Origin of the sequence: Streptomyces sp. CA-181903 (assembly GCF_050937075.1) — a bacterium.
Lineage (GTDB): Bacteria > Actinomycetota > Actinomycetes > Streptomycetales > Streptomycetaceae > Streptomyces.
On sequence record NZ_JBNJLY010000001.1, the window covers coordinates 3,601,563 to 3,624,563 of the forward strand.

Consider the following 23,001-nt stretch of genomic DNA (forward strand, 5'->3'; position numbering starts at 1 on the left):
CGGCCGCCCGGTGTCCGTCCGCTACGCCTCGACCGTCGCCGCCGTCGGCCGGCCCTGCTCCCGGGGCGCCGGCTCCTGAGCACCGGTCCGCCGTCCGATCGCCGTGCTCAGGGCGCCGACGCCGAGGGCCGCGGCCGTGCCGGCGATGGCGCTGAACCACCAGATCGTGGCCGGGCCGGTGGTGGCGTAGAGGGTGGTGCCGAGGGAGAGGGCGGTGAAGCGGGCGGTGCCCCAGGTCCACTGGTAGGCGCCCTGGTAGCGGCCTCGGGCGTGGTCGGGGGCGAGGGCGGCGACGATGGAGCCGGCCACGCCGCCGATGGTGGCCTCGCCGAGGGACCAGAGGGCGACGGTGGCGGCGTAGGCCCAGGGGGTGTGGGCGACGCCGGTGAGGGCGACGCCGAGGGCGACGAGGATGCTGCCGGCCACGTAGACGGGGATCTGGCGGAAGCGGGCCAGGACGGTGATGGCGAGCGGCTGGAGGACGACGACCAGGGCGGCGTTGAGGGTGGCCATCAGGCCGAGGGTGGTCGTGGAGAGGCCGTCGTCGCGGATGGCGAGGGGGAGGGCGACCTCGGTGAAGGTGTAGATGACGAGGGCGACGTAGAAGAGGGGGAGCAGGGCGCGCATCAGGGGGTCCCGGAGGACGACTCCGTAGCCCGTGCCGCCGGTCGCGTCGCGGTGGGTGCGCTCGGCGCGGCCCGCGGGGAGGAGGGACGCGGCGATCACCGCGTAGGTGAGGGTGCTCACCACGTCGACGGTGAAGAGGAGCCAGTAGCCCCGGGCCGCCAGGAAGCCGCCCAGCATGCCGGCGACCGCGGTGCCGATGTTGACGGCCCAGTGGAACAGGGAGAACGCCGCCCGCCGGCGGTCGGCGGTGACCTGGTCGGCGAGGAGGGCGCTCGCGGCCGGGCCGACCATGCTGCCGGCGCCGCTGAGCAGGACGGCGGCGAAGGCGAGGGTGACGGTGCCGGGGGCGGTGAAGAGGAGGCCCTGGCCCGCCGCGGTGCCGACGAGACCGGCGATCATCGTGGCCCGGCGGCCCACCCGGTCGGCCAGCAGGCCGCCGAGGGCCGGGCCGATCAGGTTGCCGGCGCCCAGGGCACCGAGCACGTAGGGGATCTGTTCGGTGGGGACGCCGCGGGAGCCGAGGAAGAAGACGAGGAAGGGGGTGACGAGGTAGCCGAGTCTGTTGACGACCGTGCCGGTGAAGACGATCCAGGCGGCGCGGGGGAGACCGCTGAAGGTGGAGAGCATGCCCCGACCTTCGTCCGCCGCCGGCCCGACCTCCATTGATTAAGATCAGGCCGAATGCAACCGGACGACGGGGGTGTCCGTGCTCTCCGAACTCGCCTTTTCCGCTGACGATCTGGCGCTCACCCGCTTCGCGGTCTCACCGATGTGGGAGGTGGTCGCCGGCTTCCGGCTGCTCGTGTCACGGGCCGCCCACCCCGTCCACCGCCCCTGGACCGAGCAGGTCAGGAGCCGGGTGGACGACGCCGGGCTGACGGCCGGGTGGCTGGCCGACCTCGTACCGCCGCAGAACTACCTCTGCGACTTCCTCACCCCGTTCCCGGCCGAGCCGGCGCCGTCGCTCGACGTCGAACTGGCCGCGATCCGGGCCACGTCCGCCGAGTCCGTCCGTCTCGACATCGGCAAACTCCCCCGGGACTCCGCGCGGATCCGGGCGCTGCGCGCCGATCCGGAACGGTGGCTGCCGCAGATCACGGAGGAGATCGAGACGTTCTGGGAGCTCGCCCTCGCCCCCTACTGGGCGAAGATCCGCGCCGTCCTGGACGCGGAGGTCTTCCGCCGGGCCCGCCAGGTCGCCGAGCACGGGGCCGGGCACTTCTTCAACGACCTGCACGCGACGGTGAGCTGGGACGACAACGCCCTCCGGCTGGTCCGCCGGAGCTGTGTGCTGTCCCGGCGGACCGCCGGGCCGGGGCTGCTGCTCGTCCCGTCGGTGTTCGCCGCCGGCGTTCTGACCTGGATGCGGCACCCCGACCCGCCGCAGCTCGCCTATCCCGCGCGCGGCACCGGCACCCTGTGGGAACGGCGTCCCGTGGCCCGGTCCGAGGCCATCGCCGCGGTCCTCGGCCGCTCCCGCACCCGGCTGCTGACCGAGCTCGCGGCCCCCGCCTCCACCACCGAACTGGCCGGCCGCACCGGCATCTCCGCCGCCGGCGTCTCCCAGCACCTGGCGGCGCTGCGCGGGGCGGGCATGGTCAGCGCACACCGCGCCGGGCGGTCCGTCCTCTACGCCCGGACGGCCGTCGCCGAGACGCTGCTCACGGCGGCCGGCTGAGGACGCGCCCGGCGGCCGCGCAGAGTACGGAGGGCCGGCTTCCGCCCACTCGCCGAGGGGTGTCCGCGCGGGCGGGTTAGTGTCGGGAGAGGCGTACGCGTCTGTGGATGTCTTTGATGCGGATGTCACTGATGTGGGCGTCTTTGAGTAAACGTCTCTGATGGGGACGTCTCTGATGGGGACATCATTGATGCGGATCGACACAGGTCGACGCAGATGACGCGGATCGATGCGGAGGTTGCCGGCATGGCAGCGATGAGTGCAGTGACACGGGTTCCGGCGTCCGTGGTGGCCGCGGCCGGGCTCGTCGGCGGGTACGGCGTGGCCCGGCTGACCAAGAAGCGGCCCCTCGGCGGGATCGCCCTCGGCGCGGCCGGCGTGGCGGCGGCCCGCCGGTGGGCCGGCACGGTGGGGTCCGGCAAGGCCGCCGCCCTGACCGGGCTGTACGTGGCCGCGTTTGCCGGCTCCCACCCGCTGGCCAAGAAGGTCGGCGCCTGGCCGTCCGTCCTGGGCGTGGCCGGCACCGTCGCGCTCGCCTCCTGGGGCGTGGAGCGCACGGCGGCACGCGAGGGCTGACAGCGCGCGAGGACGGTCGGGGGCCGGCAGTGCGCGAGGACGGTCGGGGTCGGCAGCGCGTGAGGAGCGGGACGACGCGCGAGGGCTGAGCCTTCGCGCCGGCGCGCCCGTCATCGCGCGCGCCCGCGCCCCGCACCGCACTCCGTCCGCTACGCCGACGCGTCCGTCAGCCTCGCCAACTCCTCCTCCGTGAGCCGCAGATCCGCCAGCGCCAGCAGCGGCGGCAGCTGCTCGACGGTCCGGGCGCTCGCCAGCGGGGTGGCGACCGTCGGCCGGCTCGCGAGCCACGCCAGGGCCACCGTGGCGACCTCCGCGTCGTGCGCGGCGGCGATCTCGTCGAGGGCGGCCAGCACCCGCAGGCCGCGTTCGGTCCTCAGGTGTCGGGCGGCGCCCTCCGCGCGGGCGCTGTCGACGGTCGCGTCCGGCCGGTACTTGCCGGTCAGGAAGCCGGAGGCCAGGGCGTAGTACGGGACGGCGGCGAGGCCGTGCCGGGCGGCGACCTCGGCGAGCGGTCCCTCGTAGCCGTCGCGCGCGACGAGGTTGTACTCGGGCTGGATCGCGACGTACTTGGCGAGCCCGGCGGAGTCGCTGAACTCCAGCGCGCGGGCGAGCCGTTCGGGGGTGACGTTGGAGGCCGCGATCTCGCGGACCTTGCCCTCCTTCACCAGCCCGTCGAGCGTGGCGATGTAGTCCTCGACGGGCAGCGACGGGTCGTCGTAGTGCGTGTAGTACAGGTCGATGCGGTCGGTGCGCAGCCGGCGCAGGGACGCCTCGACGCCCTCCTTGATGACGGCCGCGGAGAGGCCCGGCCGCTCCGGGTAGCCCGCGCCCACCTTGGTGGCCACCACGATGTCGTCGCGGTTGCGGCGGGAGGCCATCCAGTCGCCGATGATGGTCTCGGACTCGCCCCCGGAGTTGCCGGGGACCCAGGCCGAGTAGGCGTCGGCGGTGTCGATGAAGTTGCCGCCGGCCGCGGCGTAGGCGTCCAGGACGGCGAACGACCGGTCCTTGTCGGCCGTCCAGCCGAAGACGTTGCCGCCGAGGGCGAGCGGGTGGACGGACAGACTGCCGATCTTCCGGGTGTGATGACGGTGCTTGTCGGTCATGTCCTGTTCCAGCGTGCCGGGTCCGGAGCGTATTCCTCCGCCGACTCATGTACGCGGGTCTTTCCTATCCGTCCTCTTCTACGCGGGCCTCTCCCGCGCCCTTCCACCCGTGCCTCCCGTACGCGCTGCCCCCGGCTACTCCTCCGACACCGGCGCCGGCGTCGGCTCCCCGCCCGGCCCGGCCCGGAAGGTGCTCTCCCCGCCCGGCCCGGCCCGGAGGCTGCTGCTCCAGCGCGGCGACGAAGGAGAAGCCGGCGAGGGCGGCAGCGGTTCGGGCTGGACGGAGAGCGGGGTGGCGATGTCCTCCAGGGAGCGGCCCTCGGCGCGTACCGCCAGGAAGGCGGCGGTCACCCCGGCCACGCACATCAGCGTCGCGCCGATCTGGAAGGCCAGCACCGCGTCGCTCACCACGCCCGTGGTCGTCAGCTGGGCGAAGAGCAGGGGCCCGCTGATGCCGCCGGCCGCCGTGCCCACCGCGTAGAAGAAGGCGATGGCCATGGCCCGCGTCTCCGTCGGGAACACCTCCGAGACCGTGAGGTAGGCGCTGCTCGCGCCGGCCGAGGCGAAGAAGAGGACCACGCACCAGCAGGCGGTCAGGGTGTTCGCGGTGAGGTGACCCGCGTCGAAGAGCCACGCGGTGACGAAGAGCAGCGCTCCCGACAGCAGGAACGTGGACGAGATCATCACGCGCCGGCCGATGGTGTCGAACAGTTTGCCGAGGAAAAGCGGGCCGAGGAAATTGCCCAGCGCCATCACCGCGAAGAAGTATCCGGTCCGCGCGGTGGCGACGCCGAAGAACTTGGTGAGGATCTCCCCGAATCCGAAGGTGATGGCGTTGTAGAGGAACGCCTGGCCGATGAAGAGGACGAGGCCGAGAACGGCGCGCCGCCGGTAGTCCGTGAAGACCGTTCGGGCGATGGCCCGGAATCCCGTGCGCTTGCGCTGGCGAATGGTGATCCGCCCGGCGGGCGGGGCCAGTTTGATGCCCTTGTCCGCCTCGATGCGTTGCTCGATGGCATCGACCAGCCGTTCGGCTTCCTCCGCTTTCCCGTGGATGAACAGCCAGCGGGGGCTTTCGGGAACCTGGCGGCGGACGACCAGGATGACGAGGCCGAGCACCACGCCCAGCCCGAACGTCAGCCGCCAGCCGATGTCCTTGGGGAAGATCCGGGTGTCCAGGAGGACGATCGACAGCAGCGATCCGGCGATGGCGCCCAGCCAGAAGCTGCCGTTGATGACGAGGTCGACGCGGCCCCGGTAGCGGGCCGGAATCAGCTCGTCCACGGCCGAGTTGATGGCCGCGTACTCGCCGCCGATGCCGAATCCGGTGAGGAAGCGGAAGGCGAAGAACCACCAGGACGAGTACGAGAAAGCCGTCAGGGCCGTCGCCCCCAGGTAGACCGCGAGGGTCACCATGAACAGCCTTTTACGGCCGAACCGGTCGGTGAGCCGGCCGAAGAACAGGGCCCCTAGGCAGGCGCCCGACACATAGAGCGCGGCTGCCACACCGGTCACCTGGGCCCCGGTGATGGGCAGTCCGCTGCCGTGTTCGGAGAGGCGTCCCGCGATGTTCCCGACGACCGTGACCTCCAGGCCGTCGAGGATCCAGACCGTGCCCAGCCCGATCACCACAGTCCAGTGCCACCGGGACCAGGGCAGCCGGTCCAGGCGCGCGGGCACAGAAGTGCTGATGGTCGCGGTCGTCACACAATCTGAGTTCCCGATCGCACTCGGAACATTCGCGGCAAATTTCCGGATCGGTGTGCGGGAGGACGAACCCGGCGCACGGGCGGATCTTCGAGCCCCGGACCCGCGCGGGCGGCGCCCGTCACCACCGCGGGCCCGGGGTCGACGCACGCGGCCTACGGGCGCAGGCCCTTCGACCGCAGCCAGTGCAGCGGATCGACGGGGTGCCCGCCGTGCGGCCGGACCTCCAGGTGCAGGTGCGCCCCGGTGACGTTGCCCGTCGCCCCGACGCGGCCGATGACCTGCCCGGCCGCGACCTTGCCCTTCGTCCTCACCATGGACGACAGGTGGCAGAACCACAGCTCCGTGCCGTCGTCGAGGCGCAGCACGATGCGGTACCCGTACGAACCCGCCCAGCCGGCGTGGGTGATCGTGCCCCCGTGCACCGCCTTGACCGGACTGCCCGTGGGGGCCGCGAAGTCCGTGCCGGTGTGCCGGTGGGACCACATGCCGCCGGCCTGGCCGAAACGGGCGGTGATCCGGTACGAGGAGACCGGCAGGACGTAGGCGCGCTTGGCCCGCGCGGCGGTGATCCGCTCGGCGGCGCGCCGCGCCTCGGCCTGGGCCTGGCCCGTCGCCTTGACCACCGAGGTCTGGACGCCGGCCGCGGCCTCGGCCCGGGCCTTGGGCGCGTTCCCCGCGGCGTGCGGCCGGCCGGCGTGCGCCGCGCTGTCGGCGTGCTGCGACGCCGTGGGGTGCGCGGTGGCGGGCCGGACGGTCGTGGCGTGCGCCGCCTGTGCCGCGCCCTGGGCCTTCCGGTCCGCCGTGGCCTTCGCCGCCGCCATCCGCTGGGCGTCCGCGGCGGCCCGCTCCTGCGCCTCGCGTGTCTCCTGTGCCGTGTGCGCCTCGTGCGTCGCCTCGGCACCGGCGGACTGCCGCTGGTGGTCGGCCTGCTGGAGGATGCGGGCACGCAGGGCCTCACCGGCGTCGGAGGCATCGGCGGCGCCGGAAGAGTCGGCTGCGCGTACCTGGTGCGCTTCGGCCTGGCGCGCTTCGGCCTGGTGCGCTTCGGGCCCGGTATGCGCCGGGGCGATGGCCTCGTCGTCGTCCCCGTCGTCGATCAGGTACGGGCCCGCGCCCGGCAGATGGGAGACGTCCGGCACGGATATGGCCGCCGGGCGCTCCTGCGCGCTGGCCATGCCGCCGGCGCCGACCGCCGCGATCACACCGACGCCGAGCACCGCGCCACTGCGGGCCATGGAGCCGCCGCGCTGCTTGGGGACCCGGTGCCGGCCGCGGGCCGGAGCCTCGTACTCCGCGCCGGCCTCGGCCGGACCCACGGGTTCCGAGCCCACACCGCCGTCCACCGCACCCACCCCGGCCTCTGCGACGCCCTCTCCGACTTCTCCAGACCCTCCGGCCTCTCCGACCCCTCCGGGCGTGGTGATGCCGTCATAGGAGTCGGCACTACCGAACGGGTCGTAGGCGTCGTAGGCGTCATACGTGCCATAGGGGGCGGGAGAGCCGTACGAGTCGTACGACCCCTGGACTTCGAACGGGCCGTCGGCGCCGCCGGGAGGGGGCGGGACGGGGGAGGAGCCGGGTTCGTCCCCGTAGGGGGACTCCGCCCAGGAGCCGTGCGAACCGTCTCCGCCTGCGGACCTGTTGGACGCCACGGGGGCGCTCTCCTTTCCTTCCCTCTCGCCTGCCGCGTCAGCGGTGGAAGTCCCCGGGACGTTCGGGAACGGGAGGGTGCGGAGCAGGCCGGAGAAGGTCGTCCCCTACGGGCCGGGCGCGGCCCGGCGCGATCCCGAGGGCTGGTGGTTCCCCGGTTCCCTCTCGTGCCCACGGGCCCGTACCCACGGGATTCGGCGAAAGCGCGCGGTGCCGCTTCGTGCGGCGGTATGAGGAACGCGCTGCGTTATCGAACGTTAATAGACAGGACTGGTTGTTTCCAAGCCGAAAGCGTGAATCCACGGGCCCGTTGGAAGATCTGCCGGCGATATCCACTGATGGTGTGTCACTCGTTATGCAGCGTGGCCGCAGTGCGGCGCGGTGCGGGCGGGTGGTGGTGCTCGGTGCGCCGGACGGCGAGCAGGGCCATGTCATCGTCGCCGTGCCCGCCCGTGTGCCGGTCGACGTCGGCCACGAGGTGGTCGAGCAGGGCCTCCGGGCTCCGGAACCGCCGCCCCGCGAGCCGCCGCAGGGGGTCGTAGAAGGCGCCCGCCGCGTCCCGCGCCTCCGTCACCCCGTCGGTGAACAGCAGCAGCGTCGTCCCCGGCGGGAACGGGCGTTCCTCCACCCGGTCCGGCCCCTCCCCCGAGTCCCCCAACTCCCCCATGCCCAGCGGCAGGGCGTGCGCGCTCGGCGGGACCTCGGTCACCGTGCCGTCCGGATGGGCCAGCAGCGGGGGCGGGTGGCCGCGGTTCACCAGCCGGACGACCGGGGCGCCGTCGTGCGGCACCTCCGCCAGGACGGCGGTGGTAAAGCCCTCGAACTGGTCGATGCCGGCCCGCCGGCCACCCTCCCGCAGCAGCGCGCGCTCCAGCCGCAGCGCGACCCCGTCCAGCGTCGCCTCCCCCTCCGCCGCCTCGCGGAACGCGCCGATCAGCACCGCGACGGCCTCCACGGCGCCCAGCCCCTTGCCGCGCACGTCACCGACGATCAGCCGGACGCCGTGCGGGGTGTCCTGGACGGCGTACAGGTCGCCGCCGATCCGGGCGTCGGCCTGCGCCGCCACGTACCGCGCCGCGACGCGCAGCCCGTCGAGCCGGCCCGGCGGGGCGGGCAGGACGGCCCGCTGCGCGGCCTCGGCGATACCGCGGGCGGAACGGAGGCGGCTGTCACTGCGGCGCACCACGCGGTTGATGCCCAGGGCGAGCAGGGAGACGGTCAGCACGGTGACGTTCTCGGTGACCGATTCGCCGGTGCTCGGGGAACCGCGGTGGACGGTGATGTCCACGGACGCCACCACGGCGATCGCCGCCGTCACGGCCGTGGCCCGGGCGGACAGCAGGGAGGCGGCGACGAGCGGAGCGGCGGAGAAGAAGGGGGCGGCGTTGTAGTTGGGAGGGGTGAGGAAGGCGAAGACCTCACCCGCGACGAGGAGGACGGCGGGCAGCCAGCAGGCGGCGCGCCACAGCGCGTTCGGGGCGGCGTCCGCCGGGCGCTCAGGGCGCTCGGGCCTCTCTCGCTTCCCCACCGTGCGCTCCCTGACCCGGCCGGCGCCCGACCCGGCCGGCCTCCGCTGCTCCCTCCCAGCGTCGGGGCCGGGAGGAGCGGCGTCCATCGGAGGTGGTCCGTGCGGGGCGCGCCGGGGCGCGGCCGGGCCGCGAAACAGGCGCGGCGGGTTGCAGCGGAGTGCGGCGGCGCGTACGCGGCGGGACGGCGTACGACCACGGCGCGGCGGGGACGGCGTGCGACGGGTGGGGGCGCCGCGAGCCCGTCAGGCCGCTCTGGCACCCTCCGCCACGGACGCGTCCCGGGCCACCACGCGCGTCAGCCCGCCGATGGCCACCGCGCGTGTCAGCCCGCCGACGGCCGCCGCGTGCGGCCGCCGCCGCGGGGCGCCGGGGCGGCGCCGTCCGGGCGGGGGCGGCGGCGGGGGCCGCGCGCGCCGGTGGCGCCCTGCTCGGCGCCCGTCTCCGGGCCCGCGCCGGAGCGGCCACGGCCGCGCCCGCGCCCACGCCCGGAGCGCGAGGACGACGACGAACCGGCCGAGCCGGACGAGGAGCCGGAGGACGCCTTACGGGCCGGTGCCGGCTGCGGCGGCGGAGCGATCACCACGGGCACCCCGCTGGGCTCACGCGCCCCGGTGATCCGGGTGACCTCGGCGTCCGCGGGCTGCACCCGGGACACCTGCGGCGAGATCTTGGCGTCCACCATCATGCGGGTCATCTCGCGCCGCTGCTCCGGCAGCACCAGGGTGACCACCGTGCCGGACTCCCCCGCGCGGGCCGTCCGGCCGCCGCGGTGCAGGTAGTCCTTGTGGTCCACGGGCGGATCGATGTTGACGACCAGGTCCAGGCCGTCGATGTGGATGCCGCGGGCCGCGACGTTGGTCGCGATCAGCGCGGTGACCTGGTCGGTGCGGAACTGCTCCAGGGTGCGGTTGCGCTGCGGCTGGCTCTTGCCGCCGTGCAGCGCCGCCGCGCGGACGCCCTGCGACAGCAGCCGCTTGGTCAGCCGGTCGGCGCCGCGCTTGGTGTCCACGAACATGATCACGCGCCCCTCGCGGGCGGCGATCCGGGTCACCGTGTCCTTCTTCGTGGTCTCGTCCGCGAGGTGGAAGAGGTGGTGCTCCATCGTCACCACCGCGCCCGCCGAGGGGTCCACCGAGTGGGTGACGGGGTCGGTGAGGAAGCGGCGGACGAGGCGGTCGACGTTGCGGTCGAGCGTCGCGGAGAACAGCATCCGCTGACCGCCCGGGGCGACCTGCTCCAGCAGCCGGGTGACCTGGGGCAGGAAGCCCATGTCGGCCATCTGGTCGGCCTCGTCCAGCACGGTGATCGCGACGTCGGCCAGGGAGCAGTCGCCCCGCTGGATCAGGTCGGCCAGCCGGCCCGGCGTGGCCACCAGCACCTCGGCGCCGCGGGCGAGCTGGTTGGCCTGCCGGCCGATGGACATGCCGCCGACCACGGTGGCCGTCCGCAGGTTCACCGCGGTGGCGTACGGGGCGAGCGAGTCGGTGACCTGCTGCGCCAGCTCACGGGTGGGGACGAGGACGAGCGCGAGCGGCCGGCGGGTTTCGGCGCGCCGGCCGGCGGTACGGGCCAGCAGGGCCAGTCCGAAGGCCAGCGTCTTGCCGGAGCCGGTACGGCCCCGGCCGAGGACGTCGCGGCCCGCGAGCGAGTTGGGGAGGGTGGCGGCCTGGATCGGGAAGGGCGCGGTGACGCCCTCGCGGGTCAGGGTGGACAGCAGCCCGGCGGGCAGGCCGAGCTCGCCGAAGGACTCCACCGGCGGCAGCGCGGGCGTCGTGCTCACCGGGGTCTCGAACTCCGCCGGACCGTCGGCGGACGGGGCCGGCCTGCGGCGCGCCGACTGGCCGCCGCGCGTACCGGTGGAGCGGGGCGGACGGGCGGGGCGGGCGGAGCGTGGCATTCAGGACCTTCCCTGGTGGTGGCGTGAGGTGAAGCGGGTGCGGATGGGGCGCGGCGGGCGGGGGCCGGACGGACCGGCCCGCGGCGCGCCGACGGCGGCCGTAGCGACAATGGGGCCCGCACCCAGTGGTGCGGGCCCCATGGCCTCGTGCGTCGGGCCGCGCCCCGCGCGTCGAGGGCCGTCCGCCACCGGGACGGGGCCGTTCGTCACGCGGGCGTCGCCCGTGCGTCGAGAATCGTCCGCCGACGGCCGGAGCCGCCGGTCAGTGACGACGATCGTCAGATGTTGACGATGTTCTCCGCCTGCAGGCCCTTCTGGCCCTGCGTGACGTCGAAGGAAACCTTCTGGCCCTCGAGGAGCTCACGGAAGCCCGTGGAGGCGATGTTCGAGTAGTGGGCGAAGACGTCGGGGCCGCCGCCGTCCTGCTCGATGAAGCCGAAGCCCTTTTCCGAGTTGAACCACTTCACGGTGCCAGTAGCCATGTCTATCTCCTTAGGAATGGGATGGGCCCCACGCCGGAATAGACCGGCAAAACAAAAATGCGCCTTCGGCTACATGGCCGAGGCGCACACGAGTTCATGGGTACCACAACTGCAACTTCGTCGACAGTAGCACACGCTCGGCGAGCCGTGCTGTGACCCCCGTCTCACCGGCCGCCGGCGGGGGCGACGGCCCGGAACCGCCGCCCCCGTCACCCCCGTCGCATCAGGCCCTATAACTCCACCCCCAGCGCCCGGGCGTGCCGGTCCGCCGCCACTTCCGCCTCCGCCTCGTCCAGGTACACCTCGCACACCAGCCGCCCGTCGGACGTCATGTTGTGTTCCAGCTCCCAGAGCGAGACCTCGCCGCCGCCCTCCAGCAGGAACGCGTGCTCGTAGAACCGGCACCAGGTGGCGTCCCGGTCGGGTCCGCGCCGCCGCGGCTTGGTGATCAGCGCGATGTGGTGGCCCAGGGCGCCGCGCAGGATCTCGCCGACCACCTCGCCGGGACCGTCCGGGTTCTCGGCACGGCGCAGCAGCCGCCGGGCGTGGTCGGGCGACGCCTCGGAGACGTACTCGCGGCGGGGCCGCACCGGGCCCATGGCGAGCAGCAGCTCCTCGGCCAGCCAGGCCGGCAGCTCCTCGTCCTCCGCGCCGGGGCCGATGCCGCCGCCGATCCGCTCGTGGACCCGCCGCTCGGCCTCGTCGAGGGCGTCCTCGCGGGCGTACAGCTCGTAGAGCAGGTCCTCGCTCGGCCCGGTGTCGTGCTCCAGCTCGTACAGCAGCAGGCTGCTGCCGTCCGCGAGGAGGAAGACGTGCCGGTACGTGTTGCACCGCAGCGGGCGGTCGCCGTCGTTGCGCTGCCGGTACGAGCGGAGCTCGGCCTGGTGCATCAGCGCGGTGCGCAGCCGCTCCAGCAGCGGCTCGCCGATCTCGAACCCGTTCTGCGCGCGTGCGAGCAGTCCGGCGACGTGCTCGGCGGGTGTCGGGCCACCACCCCGGTTCGCTCCCCCGCCCGTGCGCATCTGCTCCATGCCCCTCGACCTCCCGGCCTTCTCCTGCCCACCCCGCGCACTTACCGTAGCGGCGCGAACACGGGGCAGGGGCGGGTTCGCCGCATCCGCCGGGGCGCCCGGCCGACCGGCGAACGCGCGCCCCTCGGGCCTCCGGCCTACAGTCGAAGACGTGTGCCGGGCGCCGTGCGGGGCCCGCCGCACCGCCCACCGGGACCCGACGCGCAGGAGGCCGCCGTGACCGCCGCCCCGCCCCCCGAGGAACTCAGCGAACCGGTCGTCCGCGCGCTCGTCGTCGCCATGCGCGACGGCGACCGGGACGCCTTCTACGCCGCCTTCGCCGCCGGCGCCGAGCTCACCGACGACGGCGCCCTCCAGGACCTGCGCTCCTGGGCGGAACGCGAGGTGTTCGAGGCGCGCGGGAGGCTGGAGGTGGCGGAGGAGCGGCAGCACGGGCGGTACCTGCTCGGGCGCTTCCGCTCGGACCGGGCGGATCTGCACGGGACGTACTGGCACTTCCAGATCGCCGACGGACGGATCACCCGGCTCGACGTCGGCCAGGGCTGACCGGCCCGGGGCGGTCGGCTCAGGGCGGTCGGCTCGGCCGGGGCCGACCGGTCCGGGGCCGGCGGGAAGGCCACAGGGCCCGCCAAGCGTGAGGAAGTTGTGCGCACGGCCGGAACCGAGGCAACCCGCGCCCCGGCCCCCTCTTCTTACCGCCGGTGGGAGGCGACCGCCTCCCCGGGGTCAGAGGAGGATCGAGATGTCCCCGCACGAGACGCCCCTGCGTTCCCCGCGGCCCCTCAGCCGGCCGCCGCGCCCCGCCGGCCACCGGGTCGCCCTGGACTACCGGCGCCGCACGGCCGTCGTCGACGGCCGGGAACTGCGGCTCACCGGCCGCGAGTTCGAACTCCTCGCGCACCTGGTCGGCCGCCCCCACCAGGTGCACACCCGGCGCCAGCTGCTGGCCTCGGTCTGGGGACCGACCTCCGTCGGCGGCGGACGCACCGTGGACGTCCACATCGCCCGGCTGCGCGGGAAGTTGGGACCGGGGCACCGCGAGACGATCGTGACGATGCGGTATGTCGGATACGCGTACGACCCGTCGCGCGCGGCGGTGCCCGACGCTCCGTGAGCCGTGAGCCGGGCGGCCCGGCGCGGTGACGAAGTCGGGAAATCACCGGCCGGTGCGGCGGAAGCGTTCCGGCTGTGCCGTGAATCACTCCCGGCGGGCCGCGGAGAGCATTCGGACGGCGGTCCTCCGGAAGCCCGTCCCTCTCCCCCGCCACCGCCATTGCCGGGGCGTCGGCATTTCGGCCGGGCACCGCACGGACCGGCGATCCCGACCGCGCCGATAACGCCACGAAGCCCAGGTCAGATGTCTCTGACCTGGGCTCCCGTGGTAGGCCGTGTGGGACTCGAACCCACAACCAATGGATTAAAAGTCCACTGCTCTGCCAATTGAGCTAACGGCCCGCACCCCGCAGCATAGCCCGGCAGGGCGCCGGATCCCGAGTCGTTATCCCCGGCACTTTTCCGGAAGGGCTCCAGGAAGGAGCCCTTCCGCTACCGGGGCGCCGTACGGGCCCTCAGTTCCGCTGGTGGGAAGGGTGCTTGCCGTTCCCGATCCGATGATCAGCCGTTGCGCTTCCAGCGCGGCTTGTCGGCACGGCGGTCGAACGACGAGCCGGCGGCGCGGTGGTCGTCGCGGCGGCCGTAGGGGCGGTCGCCGCCACCGGAGCGGAAGCCACCGGACGGACGGTCGTCACGACGGTCGCGGTTGAACGGACGGTCGCCGCCACCGGAGCGGAAGCCGCCCGACGGGCGGTCGTCACGGCGGAAGCCGGAGGACGGACGGTCGTCGCGGCGGAAGCCGCCGGAGTGCCGGTCGTCGCGACGGAACCCACCGCGGTCGCCGCCGCGGTCGTCACGGCGCTCGTCGCGGCGGAACCCGCCACGGTCGCCACCACGGTCACCGCCGCGGTCGTCACGGTCGTCGCGGCGGAAGCCACCGGACGGACGCTCGTCACGACGGTCGCGGTTGAACGGACGGTCGCCACCGCGGTCGTCGCGGCGGAAGCCACCCGACGGGCGCTCGTCACGACGGTCCCGGTTGAACGGACGGTCGCCACCACGGTCGTCACGGCGGAAGCCGCCACGGTCGCCCCGGTCGTCGCGGCGGAAGCCACCGGACGGACGGTCGTCACGACGGTCGTCGCGGCGGAACCCGCCACGGTCGCCGCCCCGCTCCTCGCGGTCGTCCCGGCGGAAACCGCCCGAGCGGCGCTCGAAGTTGCCCCGCTCGTCACGGCGCTCGGCCTGCGCGGGCACCGCGGCGGCGGCAGCGGCCTGCTCCGCGATCCGGGCGGCCTCGGCCGCGGCCTCCTCGGCGGCGGCGGCCACGGCGGCCTCCGGGTCCTCGCCACGCTCACGGGCGGCGCGGGCCAGCAGGCGGTCGGCCTCCTCGCGCAGCTCGGTGGCGCGGCGCTGGGCGCGCTCCAGCTGGCGGTTGAGGTCGGCCAGGTCGCGCTCGGCCTGCTTGGCCGCGTTCGCGGCCGAGTCGGCCTGCACCTCGGTGAGCGAGCGGGCACCGGTGATCTCGGCGACCTCGGGGTCGAAGGCGCCGGCGCCGCCGACGATGTGGCGCGAGGCGTCCACGCCCGCGTCCTCCATCAGGCGGAAGATCTGCCGGCGCTGGTGCGGCAGGGCCAGCGAGACGACCGTGCCGGACTGCCCGGCGCGGGCCGTACGGCCGGAGCGGTGCAGGTAGTCCTTGTGGTCGCCGGCGGGGTCGACGTTGAGGACCAGGTCGATGCCGTCGACGTGGATGCCACGGGCGGCCACGTCGGTGGCGACCAGGACGTTGACCCGGCCGCCCTTGAAGTCCTCCAGGACGCGGGTACGGGCGCCCTGGGTCATGCCACCGTGCAGCGCGTCCGCGCGGACACCGGCGTCGAGCAGCTGCTCGGCGACGCGGTCGGCGCCCATCTGGGTGCGGACGAAGATGATGGTGCGGCCCTTGCGGGCGGCGATGGCGGCCGTGACCGGCGCCTTGTCCTTCGGCTTCACGACGAGGACGTGGTGGGTCATCGTGGTGACCGCGCCCTGCGCCGCGTCCACCTCGTGGGTGACCGGGTCGACCAGGTAGCGCTTGACCAGGGTGTCGATCTCGTTCTCCAGCGTCGCGGAGAACAGCAGGCGCTGACCGCCGGACGGCACCAGGTCGAGGATCTCGGTGACCTCGGGCAGGAAGCCCATGTCGGCCATCTGGTCGGCCTCGTCGAGGACGGCGACCTGGACCTTGTCGAGGGAGGCGGCACCGCGGTTGATGATGTCGCGCAGGCGGCCCGGGGTGGCGACGAGGATGTCGACGCCGCGCTCCAGGGCGTAGATCTGGTTGCCCATGGACGTACCGCCGCAGACGACCTTCATCTTCAGGCCGAGGACGTCGCCGTAGGGCTGGAGGGCGTCGGCGACCTGCATCGCCAGCTCGCGGGTCGGGGTGAGGATCAGACCGCGCGGACGCTTCTTCTCCGTGTGGCCGCCCGAGAGGATCGACAGCAGCGGCAGACCGAACGAGAGGGTCTTGCCGGAGCCGGTACGGCCGCGGCCCAGGATGTCCTTGCCGGCCAGGGCGTCCGGGATGGTCGCCGCCTGGATCGGGAAGGGGGTGGTGACGCCGTTCTGGGCGAGCTTGCGGACGATCGCCTCGTCCAGGCCCAGGTCGGCGAAGGTGATCGACGGCTCGTCGGCCTCGGGGGCCTCGGGGGCCTCGGCGGTGACGTCGGTCGCGGCGGCCTCGACGGCCTCGGCGATCTCGACGATCTCGGGGGACTCGACGATCGTCTCGTCGGCCACGGGCATGACGGTCTGGTCAGTGGAAATGGACATGCGAAATGCGAAACCTTCCGGAGTTTCGGCACGCGCCCAAGCTCCGTGTCGGCTTCACAAATGACCGCCTCGATGCGGTCAGCCACGGCAAGGTAAGGAACGCGCCACACGGCGCGCATCTGACAGGCGCCGGGCAAATGGGATCAAACGATCTACCACCATACGCACTCGACACCGTGGAGCGCAACCCCGCCCTCCTCGCCACTCCCGTGACCCACCCCACAGTGCTCATGTCGACCACCTAAGCGACCGGCCCGGCCTGCGGCGTCGGATGCGGGGCGGGCGACTCGGTGGCGGGCGCGGGCGGCGACGGCGGAACCGGTGGGTCCGGGTCGGGGGCCGGGTGGCTGGGCTGCGCGGGCGAGGCGGGCGGCTTCGCGGGGGCGGGGGACGCGCCCGGCGCGGGGGGCTTCTTCCGGTCGCCCGGCTTGGCGGGCCTGCCCTGCGGCGAGGGCGCCGACGACCCCGCGTCCGCGCCGCCGGACGGAGCGGCACCCGACGCCCCGTCGCGCGCGTCCTTGACCCCCGGACTCCCGGCGGCGCCCCGCACCCCCTTGGCGTCCGCCCGCTCCGGCCGGCCGTCCGGCGCGGTCTTCCCGCCGTCCGGCCGGGCCCCGGCCTCCCGCTGCCGCCCGGACGCGGAGGGCGCCGGCCGGCCGGGCTCGCTCACGCTCATGCAGCCGCCGAGGGCCAGGGTCGCCACGGCCACCGCCGCCAGGCGGGTGGCGGCCGACCGCAGCCGGCCGGACGCCGGGTGCACCCGGCCCGCGGGGGGTTCGGAGTGCTCGGGAATCGCGCGCATGGGAGGGACCGCCTTCGGGACTCGCGGGGACAGGCTCCCTGCCCAACTGGCCCCGCACCGCGCAGGACACGCGCCCCGCCGCACCGGCCCGAGACGGAACCCACGCCTCCGGCCGCACACGCGCCGCGCCGCCCGCCGGAGCGGCGGAGAACACCACGGGCCGGGACGTACGCCGCGCCTCGCCGCGCGGGCGACCACGCCCGGGGACCCCGCGCACGCCGGCCCCCGCGCGGCCGCCCGGCCTCAGCCGTACCCGAGCGCGTGCAGCCGCTCGTCGTCGATGCCGAAGTGGTGCGCCACCTCGTGCACCACGGTGACCTCCACCTCCGCCACGACCTCCTCCCGCGTCGCGCACATGCGCAGCGTGGGACCGCGGTAGACGGTGATCCGGTCGGGCAGCACCCCCGCGTACCACTCGCCGCGCTCCGTGAGCGGCGTCCCCTCGTAGAGTCCGAGCAGCTCCGGGTCGTCCGCCGGGGGCTCGTCCTCGACGAACACGGCGACGTTGTCCATCAGCCGCGTCAGCTCCGGCGGGATCCGGTCCAGCCCCTCGGCGACCAGCTCCTCGAACTCCTCGCGCGTCATCTCCAGCACGCTCGCCATTGTCCGCCACGGAGGGCCGCGGCGCGGGGTGCGCGGGCGGCCGCCCCCGGCCGCCGCGCCCCCGCCGCCGCCGGCCTCGGCAAACCGTTTTGGCGTTCGCTCCCGACATCCCATATGCTTCTCACGTCCCCGAGGCGCCGCAAAGCGCCCAGGTGGGCCATTCAGCCCTCATCGTCTAGTGGCCCAGGACGCCGCCCTTTCAAGGCGGTAGCACGGGTTCGAATCCCGTTGGGGGCACGCTGTACCGTGTGCGAGACTAGTGCTCGCACATAGCAAGGTCCTGTGGAGCAGTTTGGAGTGCTCGCCACCCTGTCAAGGTGGAGGCCGCGGGTTCAAATCCCGTCAGGACCGCTGCAAGCATCCCGGTGCTTGCGTGGCTGGGTAGCTCAGTTGGTACGAGCGTCCGCCTGAAAAGCGGAAGGTCGCCGGTTCGACCCCGGCCCCAGCCACAGCCAGAAGGCCCCGATCCTCGGATCGGGGCCTTCTTCGTGCGGCCTTCCGGCAGCACCGCCCGGGGAAATGCGTTCGCCGCTTCGTCCCGCCTGGTGCGATCCTGGGGTCCGTATGTCTACGCAGCCTGCCCTCACCCCCGCCGGCCTCGCCGCGCGCCTGTCCGAGCTGTCCCTGCGCGACGCGCAGCGGCTGGGCCGCAGGCTGGACGGTGCCCGCCGGATCCGCAAGCCCGAGGCCCGGGAGGCGGTCCTCGCCGAGATCGACGCCGAGATCGGCCAGGCCGAGGAGCGCGTGGCGCGCCGCGCGGCCCGGGTGCCGGCCGTCACGTACCCCGAGCAGCTCCCGGTCAGCCAGAAGAAGGACGCGATCCTGGAGGCGATACGCGACCACCAGGTCGTCATCGTCGCGGGTGAGACCGGTTCCGGCAAGACCACGCAGATCCCCAAGATCTGCCTGGAGCTCGGCCGGGGCGTCCGCGGTCTGATCGGGCACACCCAGCCCCGCCGGCTCGCCGCCCGTACGGTGGCGGAGCGGGTCGCGGAGGAGCTGCGGACGCCGCTGGGCGAGGCCGTCGGCTGGAAGGTCCGGTTCACCGACCAGGTCGGGCCGGACACCATGGTCAAGCTGATGACCGACGGCATCCTGCTGGCGGAGATCCAGACCGACCGCGAGCTGCGCCAGTACGACACGATCATCATCGACGAGGCGCACGAGCGCAGCCTCAACATCGACTTCATCCTGGGCTACCTCGCCCAGCTGCTCCCCCGCCGCCCCGACCTCAAGGTCGTCATCACCTCGGCGACGATCGACCCGGAGCGCTTCTCCCGGCACTTCGGCGACGCCCCGATCATCGAGGTCAGCGGGCGGACGTACCCGGTCGAGGTGCGCTACCGCCCGCTGCTGGAGGAGGACTCCGAGGACGCGGACCGCGACCAGATCACGGCGATCTGCGACGCGGTGGACGAGCTCCAGCGGGAGGGCGAAGGCGACATCCTGGTCTTCCTCTCCGGCGAGCGCGAGATCCGTGACACGGCGGACGCGCTGGAGAAGAAGCTCACGCGCGCCGGAGGCGCTGTCGGACGCGGGACCGAGATCCTTCCGCTGTACGCGCGCCTCTCCCACGCCGAGCAGCACCGCGTCTTCCAGCGCCACACCGGCCGCCGAGTCGTCCTCGCGACGAACGTGGCCGAGACGTCGCTCACCGTCCCCGGCATCAAGTACGTGATCGACCCAGGCTTCGCCCGGATCTCGCGCTACAGCCACCGCACCAAGGTGCAGCGGCTGCCCATCGAGCCGGTCTCGCAGGCCAGCGCCAACCAGCGCAAGGGCCGCTGCGGCCGGACGAGCGACGGCGTCTGCATCCGGCTGTACTCGGAGGACGACTTCCTCTCCCGGCCGGAGTTCACGGACGCGGAGATCCTGCGGACGAACCTCGCCTCCGTGATCCTCCAGATGACCGCCGCCGGGCTCGGGGACATCGAGAAGTTCCCGTTCATCGACCCGCCGGACCGGCGCAACATCAAGGACGGCGTCGACCTGCTCCAGGAGCTGGGCGCGCTCGACCCGCAGCAGAAGGATGCGAAGAAGCGGCTCACGCCCCTCGGCCGCAAGCTGTCACAGCTCCCCGTCGACCCGCGCCTCGCCCGGATGGTGCTGGAGGCGGACCGGAACGGCTGTGTGCGCGAGGTGATGGTGATCGCCGCCGCGCTGTCCATCCAGGACCCGCGCGAACGGCCGTCGGAGAAGCAGCAGCAGGCGGACCAGCAGCACGCCCGGTTCAAGGACGAGACGAGCGACTTCCTCGCCTTCCTCAACCTCTGGCGCTATGTGCGCGAGCAGCAGAAGGCGCTGTCGTCCTCGGCGTTCCGGCGCATGTGCAAGTCGGAGTTCCTGAACTACCTGCGGATACGCGAGTGGCAGGACATCTACACGCAGCTGCGCACGGTCGCGAAGTCGATGGGCGTGCACCTGAACGACGAGGACGCGGCCCCGGAGCGCGTCCACCAGTCGCTGCTCGCGGGCCTGCTGTCGCACCTCGGCCTGAAGGACACCGAGAAGAACGAGTACCTGGGCGCCCGCAGCGCCAAGTTCGCGGTCTTCCCCGGCTCGGCCCTCTTCAAGAAGCCGCCGCGCTGGATCATGTCGGCGGAGCTGGTGGAGACGTCCCGGCTGTGGGCCCGGGTGAACGCCCGGATCGAGCCGGAGTGGATCGAGCCGCTCGCCCAGCACCTGGTGAAGCGCACCTACAGCGAGCCGCACTGGGAGCAGAAGCAGGCGGCCGTCATGGCGTACGAGCGGGTGACGCTCTACGGCGTGCCGATCGTCGCGCAGCGCAAGGTCAACTACGGCCGGATCGACCCGGAGACCAGCCGCGAGCTGTTCATCCGCAACGCGCTGGTCGAGGGCGACTGGAAGACGCACCACCAGTTCTTCCACGACAACCGCAAGCTCCTCGGCGAGGTCGAGGAGCTGGAGCACCGGGCGCGCCGCCGGGACATCCTGGTGGACGACGAGACGCTGTTCGACTTCTACGACCGGCGGCTGCCCGAACACGTCGTGTCCGGGGCGCACTTCGACTCGTGGTGGAAGCACAAGCGCCGCGAGGAGCCGGGGCTGCTCGACTTCGAGCACTCCATGCTGATCAACGAGAACGCCGAGGCGGTCACCAAGGACGACTATCCGGACTCCTGGCGGCAGGGCCGGCTGAAGTTCCGGGTGACGTACCAGTTCGAGCCGGGGGCGGACGCGGACGGCGTGACGGTCCACATCCCGCTCCAGGTGCTCAACCAGGTCTCCCCGGAGGGCTTCGACTGGCAGATCCCGGGCCTGCGCCAGGATCTGGTGACGGAGCTGATCCGCTCGCTGCCGAAGCCGCTGCGCCGCAACTGCGTGCCGGCGCCCGACTACGCGAGGCGCTTCCTGGACTCCACCGTCCCCGTGCAGGAGCCGCTGACGACCGCGCTCGCCCGCGAACTGCACCGGATGACCGCCGTCCGGATCGAGCCGGACGACTTCGACCCGGGCCGCGTCCCCGACCACCTGAAGATCACCTTCCGGATCATCGACGAGCGCAAGCGCAAGATCACCGAGGACAAGGACCTGGAGGCGCTGCGCACCCGGCTGAAGCCTAAGACGCAGGCGGCCATCACCAGGGCCTTCGAGAAGGCCACGACGGCCACCGGGAGCGCCGCCGGACCCGAGCAGCGGTCCGGGCTCACCCAGTGGACGATCGGGGCCCTGCCGCGCACCTTCGAGACCCGGCGCGCGGGCCAGCCCGTCAAGGCGTACCCGGCCCTGGTCGACGAGGGCGCCTCGGTCGCCGTCCGCCTCTTCGACACCGAGGAGGAGCAGCGGCAAGCCATGTGGCGCGGCACCCGCCGCCTCATCCTGCTCAATCTCCCCTCCAACCCCGCCAAGTTCGCCCAGGACAAGCTGAGCAACCAGCAGAAGCTCGCCCTGTCGCGGAACCCGCACGGTTCGATCCAGGCCCTCTTCGAGGACTGCGTGGCGGGCGCGGCGGACAAGCTGATCGCCGGCCACGGCGGGCCCGCCTGGGACGAGGAGGGCTTCCGGAAGCTCTTCGACGCGGTCCGGGCGGACATCGTCGACGTGACGCTGGACACCATCCGCAAGGTGCAGGAGGTGCTGGCCGCCTGGCAGGCGTGCGAGCGCCGGCTGAAGGCCACCACCAGCCCCGTGCTGCTCACCTCCCTCACGGACGTCAAGCAGCAGCTCGCGGAGCTGGTGAAGCCCGGCTTCGTGACCGCCCACGGCGTCCGCCGGCTGCCCGACCTGCTGCGCTACCTGGTAGCCGTGGACCGGCGGCTGACCCAGCTGCCCACCAACGCGGAACGGGACCGGGCGCGGCTGGCCAAGGTCAAGGAGATGCAGGACGAGCACGCGTGGCTGCTGGAGCAGTTCCCGAAGGGGCGCCCGGTGCCCCAGGAGGCCCTGGACATCCGCTGGATGATCGAGGAGCTGCGGGTGAGCTACTTCGCGCACGCGCTCGGCACGGCGTTCCCGGTCTCGGACAAGCGCATCGTGAAGGCCATCGACGCCCTCGCGCCCTGACCTCGGGAGAGCGTCGGGACGGCCTCGGGACGGCCTCGGGAAGGCGAGTTCGACCGCACCCCCTGACCTGCTGTAGAGTCTTGCCACGCAGCACCGCGAAGGCGGGAAAGCAGCAAGGTCCTGTGGAGCAGTTTGGAGTGCTCGCCACCCTGTCAAGGTGGAGGCCGCGGGTTCAAATCCCGTCAGGACCGCATCGGAAGAGGCCCGTTCTCCGCGAGGAGAGCGGGCCTCTTCGCTTGCCACCGACGGCGTGCCGCATGGCCGAAACCCGACCCTCCCCCGCCTGGCCGGCGGATGGCCGGGGCCACCCGCCCCTCGCACACGGCTCCTTGACGGCGACACGTGCCAGGGGTACCCAGTCAGTGGGAGGTGCGCGCCCCATGACCACGACCAGCCCGACCGCGAGGACCCGGCACGAGACCGGGGCGCTGCTGCGAGCCCACCTCTCGGCGTCCGTCCGCTACCGCCACCTGACCCGTCACTGCGCAGTCTGCCACCGGCTCCTGCGGCTGGCCCTGGAAACAGCCCCCGGCGGCCCCGCGGGCACCCAGGACGGCCCGGGGGACTCCGGGGAGGGCCCGGCGGCATGACGGACGGCGTGGGTCCCCGAAACGGCGGACGACCGGCCGTACGGTACGGACGTAGGACCGGCGGAGGCGCACCGCGGCCGGCCTTTCCCGGGAACAGACGGGACGGTCGGCTTCTCTATACCGGCCCGGTGACGGGCGGCAACCTCGGGATGCTGTGACGGGAGTCACCGAAAGAGTTACGGAGATGACGGAACTCACGCCCCGGTCATCACCGGTCAATTTAATATGTGCAATTGCACCGGCCGCTCAACCATTCCGGAATGGGAGCCGGCGGTACGCCCGGGGGTTCCGCGATACGGCACGGTTCCGGAAGCGGGCACAAAAAA

17 protein-coding genes and 5 tRNA genes are annotated in these 23,001 nt (G+C 73.3%); 10 read left to right on the forward strand and 12 right to left on the reverse strand.

Translation table 11 applies throughout. From position 1 onward, the window contains the following. Window positions 1-21: 21 nt before the first annotated feature. Entirely contained in the window at window positions 22-1,254 is a 1,233-nt protein-coding gene (locus ACQEVS_RS16035; RefSeq protein ID WP_433020989.1) for an MFS transporter, read from the reverse strand. A gap of 73 nt (window positions 1,255-1,327) precedes the next feature. Here ACQEVS_RS16035 and ACQEVS_RS16040 point away from each other — a divergent pair, with 73 nt between their 5' ends. Both ACQEVS_RS16040 and ACQEVS_RS16045 read left to right on the forward strand, forming a co-directional pair. After that, complete coding sequence (locus tag ACQEVS_RS16040; protein ID WP_433020992.1) at window positions 1,328-2,305, forward strand: helix-turn-helix domain-containing protein; 978 nt, start codon at window positions 1,328-1,330, stop codon at window positions 2,303-2,305. A gap of 264 nt (window positions 2,306-2,569) precedes the next feature. Continuing rightward, window positions 2,570-2,881: a hypothetical protein gene (locus tag ACQEVS_RS16045; protein ID WP_433027593.1), complete on the forward strand. Its 312-nt coding sequence runs from the start codon at window positions 2,570-2,572 to the stop codon at window positions 2,879-2,881. A 149-nt stretch (window positions 2,882-3,030) separates the two neighbouring features. Here ACQEVS_RS16045 and ACQEVS_RS16050 read toward each other — a convergent pair whose 3' ends face one another. From ACQEVS_RS16050 to ACQEVS_RS16080, 7 genes are all read right to left on the reverse strand, one after another. Further along, window positions 3,031-3,987, reverse strand: a complete 957-nt coding sequence (locus ACQEVS_RS16050) for an aldo/keto reductase (protein WP_433020995.1) — start codon at window positions 3,985-3,987, stop codon at window positions 3,031-3,033. Window positions 3,988-4,122: 135 nt separating this feature from the next. Continuing rightward, window positions 4,123-5,712: an MFS transporter gene (locus ACQEVS_RS16055; protein WP_433027596.1), complete on the reverse strand. Its 1,590-nt coding sequence runs from the start codon at window positions 5,710-5,712 to the stop codon at window positions 4,123-4,125. A gap of 137 nt (window positions 5,713-5,849) precedes the next feature. Continuing rightward, window positions 5,850-7,349 (reverse strand): M23 family metallopeptidase, encoded by a 1,500-nt coding sequence (locus ACQEVS_RS16060; RefSeq protein ID WP_433020998.1) that lies wholly within the window; start codon window positions 7,347-7,349, stop codon window positions 5,850-5,852. A gap of 344 nt (window positions 7,350-7,693) precedes the next feature. Then, window positions 7,694-8,875: a PP2C family protein-serine/threonine phosphatase gene (locus ACQEVS_RS16065; protein ID WP_433021001.1), complete on the reverse strand. Its 1,182-nt coding sequence runs from the start codon at window positions 8,873-8,875 to the stop codon at window positions 7,694-7,696. A 323-nt stretch (window positions 8,876-9,198) separates the two neighbouring features. After that, on the reverse strand, window positions 9,199-10,773 hold the full coding sequence (locus tag ACQEVS_RS16070; protein WP_433021004.1) for a DEAD/DEAH box helicase: 1,575 nt from the start codon (window positions 10,771-10,773) through the stop codon (window positions 9,199-9,201). A 278-nt stretch (window positions 10,774-11,051) separates the two neighbouring features. After that, window positions 11,052-11,255 (reverse strand): cold-shock protein, encoded by a 204-nt coding sequence (locus tag ACQEVS_RS16075; RefSeq protein ID WP_223772130.1) that lies wholly within the window; start codon window positions 11,253-11,255, stop codon window positions 11,052-11,054. Window positions 11,256-11,485: 230 nt separating this feature from the next. Further along, window positions 11,486-12,286 carry a DUF6227 family protein gene (locus ACQEVS_RS16080; RefSeq protein WP_004947893.1) on the reverse strand — a complete coding sequence of 267 codons (801 nt, stop codon included), beginning with the start codon at window positions 12,284-12,286 and terminating at the stop codon, window positions 11,486-11,488. Between the two features lie 216 nt (window positions 12,287-12,502). Here ACQEVS_RS16080 and ACQEVS_RS16085 point away from each other — a divergent pair, with 216 nt between their 5' ends. Then, window positions 12,503-12,832 (forward strand): nuclear transport factor 2 family protein, encoded by a 330-nt coding sequence (locus ACQEVS_RS16085; protein ID WP_433021009.1) that lies wholly within the window; start codon window positions 12,503-12,505, stop codon window positions 12,830-12,832. 196 nt (window positions 12,833-13,028) lie between these two features. Continuing rightward, window positions 13,029-13,400, forward strand: a complete 372-nt coding sequence (locus ACQEVS_RS16090; protein ID WP_433021012.1) for a winged helix-turn-helix domain-containing protein — start codon at window positions 13,029-13,031, stop codon at window positions 13,398-13,400. Window positions 13,401-13,665: 265 nt separating this feature from the next. Here the strand turns inward: ACQEVS_RS16090 and ACQEVS_RS16095 are convergent. The 4 genes from ACQEVS_RS16095 to ACQEVS_RS16110 all read right to left on the reverse strand — a co-directional run bounded on the left by ACQEVS_RS16095 (window position 13,666) and on the right by ACQEVS_RS16110 (window position 17,552). Further along, window positions 13,666-13,741 (reverse strand) — tRNA-Lys (locus ACQEVS_RS16095). Window positions 13,742-13,900: 159 nt separating this feature from the next. Next, entirely contained in the window at window positions 13,901-16,156 is a 2,256-nt protein-coding gene (locus ACQEVS_RS16100) for a DEAD/DEAH box helicase (RefSeq protein ID WP_433021015.1), read from the reverse strand. Between the two features lie 241 nt (window positions 16,157-16,397). Next, window positions 16,398-16,958 (reverse strand): hypothetical protein, encoded by a 561-nt coding sequence (locus tag ACQEVS_RS16105; RefSeq protein ID WP_433021018.1) that lies wholly within the window; start codon window positions 16,956-16,958, stop codon window positions 16,398-16,400. Between the two features lie 243 nt (window positions 16,959-17,201). Beyond that, window positions 17,202-17,552: a metallopeptidase family protein gene (locus ACQEVS_RS16110; protein ID WP_004947857.1), complete on the reverse strand. Its 351-nt coding sequence runs from the start codon at window positions 17,550-17,552 to the stop codon at window positions 17,202-17,204. A 173-nt stretch (window positions 17,553-17,725) separates the two neighbouring features. Between ACQEVS_RS16110 and ACQEVS_RS16115 the strand changes: the two genes are divergently transcribed. The 6 genes from ACQEVS_RS16115 to ACQEVS_RS16140 all read left to right on the forward strand — a co-directional run bounded on the left by ACQEVS_RS16115 (window position 17,726) and on the right by ACQEVS_RS16140 (window position 22,675). After that, window positions 17,726-17,798 (forward strand) — tRNA-Glu (locus ACQEVS_RS16115). A gap of 39 nt (window positions 17,799-17,837) precedes the next feature. After that, window positions 17,838-17,912: transfer RNA gene (locus tag ACQEVS_RS16120), tRNA-Asp, on the forward strand. A 24-nt stretch (window positions 17,913-17,936) separates the two neighbouring features. Next, window positions 17,937-18,010 (forward strand) — tRNA-Phe (locus ACQEVS_RS16125). A 115-nt stretch (window positions 18,011-18,125) separates the two neighbouring features. After that, window positions 18,126-22,085 carry an ATP-dependent RNA helicase HrpA gene (gene hrpA, locus ACQEVS_RS16130; protein WP_433021022.1) on the forward strand — a complete coding sequence of 1,320 codons (3,960 nt, stop codon included), beginning with the start codon at window positions 18,126-18,128 and terminating at the stop codon, window positions 22,083-22,085. A 116-nt stretch (window positions 22,086-22,201) separates the two neighbouring features. Then, window positions 22,202-22,276 (forward strand) — tRNA-Asp (locus ACQEVS_RS16135). A 189-nt stretch (window positions 22,277-22,465) separates the two neighbouring features. Continuing rightward, window positions 22,466-22,675, forward strand: a complete 210-nt coding sequence (locus ACQEVS_RS16140) for a DUF6274 family protein (protein ID WP_433021025.1) — start codon at window positions 22,466-22,468, stop codon at window positions 22,673-22,675. The last annotated feature ends 326 nt before the right edge of the window (window positions 22,676-23,001 follow it).